At 60.0% G+C, this 4,663-nt stretch carries 6 protein-coding genes; 1 reads left to right on the plus strand and 5 read right to left on the minus strand.

What is annotated here, in order from left to right; all coding sequences use genetic code 11:
* From Q0G18_RS08860 to Q0G18_RS08875, 4 genes are all read right to left on the minus strand, one after another.
* The coding region (locus Q0G18_RS08860; RefSeq protein WP_297152160.1) for a GTP-binding protein at positions 1–198 on the minus strand (198 nt) is incomplete at its 3' end.
* 13 nt (positions 199–211) lie between these two features.
* The gene (gene rpsG, locus Q0G18_RS08865; protein WP_297152163.1) at positions 212–682 is read right to left on the minus strand and encodes a 30S ribosomal protein S7; all 471 of its coding nucleotides are present in this window, start codon (positions 680–682) and stop codon (positions 212–214) included.
* Positions 683–774: 92 nt separating this feature from the next.
* Positions 775–1,146, minus strand: a complete 372-nt coding sequence (rpsL, locus tag Q0G18_RS08870; RefSeq protein ID WP_158049769.1) for a 30S ribosomal protein S12 — start codon at positions 1,144–1,146, stop codon at positions 775–777.
* Positions 1,147–1,733: 587 nt separating this feature from the next.
* Positions 1,734–2,114 (minus strand): hypothetical protein, encoded by a 381-nt coding sequence (locus Q0G18_RS08875; protein WP_297152166.1) that lies wholly within the window; start codon positions 2,112–2,114, stop codon positions 1,734–1,736.
* Between the two features lie 123 nt (positions 2,115–2,237).
* Between Q0G18_RS08875 and Q0G18_RS08880 the strand changes: the two genes are divergently transcribed.
* Entirely contained in the window at positions 2,238–3,110 is an 873-nt protein-coding gene (locus Q0G18_RS08880) for a LysR family transcriptional regulator (RefSeq protein WP_297152169.1), read from the plus strand.
* Positions 3,111–3,335: 225 nt separating this feature from the next.
* Here Q0G18_RS08880 and Q0G18_RS08885 read toward each other — a convergent pair whose 3' ends face one another.
* The gene (locus Q0G18_RS08885) at positions 3,336–4,274 is read right to left on the minus strand and encodes a manganese-dependent inorganic pyrophosphatase (protein ID WP_158049771.1); all 939 of its coding nucleotides are present in this window, start codon (positions 4,272–4,274) and stop codon (positions 3,336–3,338) included.
* Positions 4,275–4,663 lie beyond the last annotated feature (389 nt).

Genomic DNA, 4,663 nt, shown 5'->3' on the forward strand with positions numbered 1-4,663 from the left:
AGCAGCGGTGATGGTCACGCCGCGCTCCTGCTCCTGCACCATCCAGTCCATCGTCGCGGCGCCATCATGCACCTCGCCGATCTTGTGGGTCTTGCCAGTGTAGTAAAGGATTCGCTCGGTAGTGGTCGTCTTACCGGCATCGATGTGGGCCATGATGCCGAAGTTACGGGTGAGCTTCAGATCGTTAGTCTTAGCCATGTTCCCTCACGACCTAGAAGCGGTAGTGCGAGAACGCACGGTTGGACTCGGCCATCTTGTAGAGGTCCTCACGCTTCTTGACAGAAGCGCCGGTGTTCTCAGCTGCGTCCATGATTTCCGCAGCGAGGCGCTGCTTCATGGTGTGCTCCTTGCGCTTGCGCGAGAAGTCGACAATCCAGCGGATGGCGAGCGTGGTGGCGCGACGGGAGTTGACCTCCATCGGCACCTGGTAGGTTGCGCCGCCGACACGCTTCGGCTTGACCTCGAGCGTGGGGCGAACGTTGTCCATAGCCTTCTTGAAGACGGACAGGGGATCCTGGCCGGACTTCTCCTCGACGATGTCGAAAGCACCATAGACGATGCCCTCGGCGATGGACTTCTTGCCATCGAGCATGATCTTGTTGATCAGCTGGGTGACGAGACGGTTGTTGTACTTTGCGTCCGGCTGAGTTTCACGACGGACTGCTGCTGCACGACGCGGCATTGGGTAACTCCTTCTTTCCTGCGCGCTTCGAGGGGGCTTCCTTGCCTCCCATTAGGCCTTTCTCTTCTGGCCCGCGCGACTTAGCGGTTTACTTATTTCGGGCGCTTGGCGCCATAGCGGCTGCGAGCCTGCTTGCGCTTGTCAACTGCAGCGCAGTCGAGAGCAGCGCGGATGACCTTGTAACGGACACCAGGAAGGTCCTTAACACGACCACCGCGGATAAGCACCATGGAGTGCTCCTGGAGGTTGTGACCTTCGCCGGGGATGTAGGCCGTTACTTCCATGCCGTTGACGAGGCGGACACGGCAAACCTTACGAAGAGCCGAGTTCGGCTTCTTCGGCGTGGTGGTGTACACACGGGTGCACACGCCACGCTTCTGCGGGTTGCCCTTGAGCGCCGGCGTCTTGGACTTGGCGACAGCCGTCTTGCGGCCCTTGCGGACCAACTGATTAATAGTAGGCAAGTTCCTTCTCCTTCTTTACTACCTGGCCTCGCGCAACCTGACCATGCGGTTGCGAAAAACCATATGCCTGCTGGGATTGCCCCGCGAGCGAGGCGCTCCCCCATTTTCATGTACGCTCAGCTGGTGCGCACACGAAAATACACGCCGCAATGCGGCGCGAGTTGGTACTATACGGCTCGAACACCAGCTTGTCAAACGCCACGCACCCGGGTGTGTCTATCCCCTAAGGTTAACGGCTTGCAGGGCGGATCATCATGTGGATAGGTTGCTGTGAGCTGGCAAAACACAACTTGAAGAAGTTGTCTCGCTGCCGCTTTCGGGGCGATCGCTGCACCGGTGACTCCTCGCTTGGGAGTCGTCTCCTTCTCTTCTCCACAATTAAGCAGCGCAACTTCTGGCGAGGCGGCACCTTTCTGCTTTTCTCGAGCAGCCCGGCGAAACTCGGACCCTTATGCGGAAAAGGGCGCCTGAGGGAAGGCGCCCTGTGAAATCGCGAGCCGTGATAGGGATGGAAGCAGCGACTCGCTGGAAGTATGCAGTTGGTTCGGGCGCGTACGCTCGCTCCAGAGAGGGCCTCGGCGCCTGCGTTACTGGCGGCCTGCTGCACGAACCCCTTCGATGTAGCCGTTTTCCGCAGCCGTCACTGCCCGATCGCGGCTTGCGCGACGCTCCTTGAGCGATTCGGCGGCATCGATGACGCCGCGCTCCTCATCAAGCTTGCGATTGCGGAAATACACCGCCCAATTCACCGCAATGCACACCACGTTGATGAAGTACACGATGAGCACCCAATTGATCGTACCGGATACGAACTTCGCGGCGATGCCTGCAACATAGCCGAGCGTGATGAGCAGGATGAACTGCCAGCTCGTTCCCGCCGCCGTACGCGCCTTGTAGTTCTTGTACGCATTCATCGGCCACGACAGGCCAAAACAGATGAGCATGACAGCTTCAAGCACTTCCGCCACGGTAATACCATCTCCCGAATCGAGCGTTTTACAACTTGATTCATGGTAGGCTTTCTCTTGATAATGTCCAATATATCTTTAAGATGAAAATCATAATGTTTTCCTTATGAGATGGAGAAGGATATGGAACTGCTTCAGCTGAGGTACTTTCTTGCCGTAGCCGAAAACGAGCACATGACCAACACGGCCAAGCAGCTCCACATCGCACAGCCTGCGCTCACGCAGTCAATCCACCGCCTCGAGCAGGAGCTCGGCGTGAGCCTGTTCGAGCGTGCGGGGCGCGGCATCCGTCTCTCCCCCGCCGGCGCCTACGTTCGAGACCGCGTGAAGCCCGCGATGGAAACCCTCGAGAATGTGGCGCGCGACGTGCAGCTTTTCCAACAGGGCGAGCAGGGCGTAGTCCGCGTCGGCGTGCATGCGGCATCAGGGGTGGCCATTGACGGCATCGCCGCCTACAGCGAGCTCAACCCGCACGTCTCGTTCGAGATCACGCAGGACGAGCGCGAGCGACATCGCGACGTCATCGTAACAACTATTACGCCGCGTGGCTCGAGCACGGTGGAAAACGCCGTCGAGAAAACGCCCTTCTCCGAGCGCATCGGCATCGCCGTTCCCGCAGGCAGCGCGCTTGGGGAAACCGCCTCGCTTTCCGATTTCGCAAGCGAGCGGTTCATCGCGCTCGCCGGCTCGCGCCGCTTTCGCGAGGTGTGCGACACCTTCTGCGCGCACCGCGCCTTCACCCCGCATATCGCGTTCGAGAGCGACAACCCCCTCGTCGTGAAGAAGATGATTGGCCTCGGGCTTGGTGTGGGGTTTTGGCCCGACCACAGCTGGGGCGACCTCGACCCGAAGTCCTGCCGCCTCGTCCATCTGCAGGAAACCGAATTCACGCGCAACGTCATCGTGGCGAAAACGAGCCGCTGCACCCCAGACTCCGAAGCACAGCGCTTCTACGAGTTCCTGCTCGACTACGTGGCGAAACGCTGGGAAGAATAGCACCCGAACGTACGGCGGGATCTTGACGCGACCGCCCGCCGGTTGGGCAAAGACTCATGCTGGCAACATCTTTCCCGCAACGACCACCCCGCAGGGGCAGCCCCGACGTCGGCATAGTCGCTCGCGCACGCAAAAGGCCCCGACGCCTGCGCGGATTTACGCGAGACATCGGAGCCTTGTCACTTCAAAGAACGAGCATCCGCCTTCGCGGACGCACCCGCTTTCTTACGCGGCGAGGATAGGCGCCGCGACCTGCTTCTTGCGGGAAAGAACGCCGGGCATCCAAGCACTTTCGCCGTCGTTCAAGTTCACGCCGAACACGTCGGAGACGAACTGCGTATCGCCCTCGCAGATGAACTGCGAGCCCTCAGCGAGGATATCAGTCGCGAAGAACAGCACGAACTGGTAGCCCTTTTCAGCGACGAGCGCTTTGATAGCCTCACGAATCTCGGCTTCGCGGCCGAGGACCGCCTTCAAGTCGACGGTCTCGAACTGGCCGATGTAGACCTTGTTGCCATTCTTGAGTTCGAATTCCTTCGCGTCGGCGTTCACCAGCTTGTCGATAGGAAGCTCGGCGGGGTTCGAACGGCACTTGAAGATGTCCATTCCGTATTCGACCGGATCGACACCCAGGGTCTTGGCCGTACGCGCAATCATGTCGCGGTCGAAATCAGTCGTGGTGGGCGACTTCATGATGACGGTGTCGGTGAGCATCGCACCGAGCAGCAGTGCGGCGATGGACTCGGGAAGCTCCACACCCTCGATCTCGAATTCGCGCGCGACGATGGCGGCGGTGGAGCCGACGGGCTTCACGTTCACGCGAATCGGCTGCGCGGTGGTAAGGCCGCCCAGGCGGTGATGGTCGACAACTTCGACGAGGTCGTCAGTGTTCAAGCCGTCCACAGACTGGAGCATCTCGTTATGGTCGACGAGGATGACCTTAGCGCCCTCGGGAACCGACTCGATAAGGCGGGGCTGCTCGATGCCGCGCTCGCCCATGATCCACTCGGTCTCGGGGGGAAGCGGCCCCAGGCGCACCGGCTCGAAGACGGCCTCCTCGCCCGCGCGGCGCGCGAGCTCGTTTTTCAGGTATGCATACCCGACAGCCGCGCTTATGGCGTCGTTGTCAGGGTTTTTGTGACCGACGACGATGATCGATGACATGTTCTCTCTCCTTGTTTCTCCGCCGTGCAGCTCAAAGCGGCAGCGTACATTGTGATGCGCAGCTAACCTGAGCGATCTCGGCGGGATGTTAAAAATGCCCGAACAGTATAACGCACGCCCCGCATCGCGCGAGCTCGGAAACGCAATCGCGCTAGGCATCGGCGTGAAAGGGATTGCAGGTCGCGAAGCCTCTGCGCTTGCGAGCTCGCGCCTTCCATCCCCTTTGTCCCAACGCAACTGATATATAGTGTTGATGGAATCGGCACGGCGATGCGCGTCTCGAAACGGAAGTTGAGGATGCTTGTCGTGCACATTATCTACGCAGCGTGCGCCATTACACATATCGCGTATGCCACGGGCGGCTTCGCACACGCTGCACGCAATGTGAG

This window comes from uncultured Ellagibacter sp. (genome assembly GCF_934636505.1).
Lineage (GTDB): Bacteria > Actinomycetota > Coriobacteriia > Coriobacteriales > Eggerthellaceae > Ellagibacter.

Coding starts and splice junctions, on each gene's coding strand:
- rpsG (WP_297152163.1), bottom strand. CDS start 682: ATGCCGCGTCGTGCAGCAGCAGTCCGTCGTGAAACTCAGCCGGACGCA.
- Q0G18_RS08880 (WP_297152169.1), top strand. CDS start 2,238: ATGGAACTGCTTCAGCTGAGGTACTTTCTTGCCGTAGCCGAAAACGAG.
- Q0G18_RS08885 (WP_158049771.1), bottom strand. CDS start 4,274: ATGTCATCGATCATCGTCGTCGGTCACAAAAACCCTGACAACGACGCC.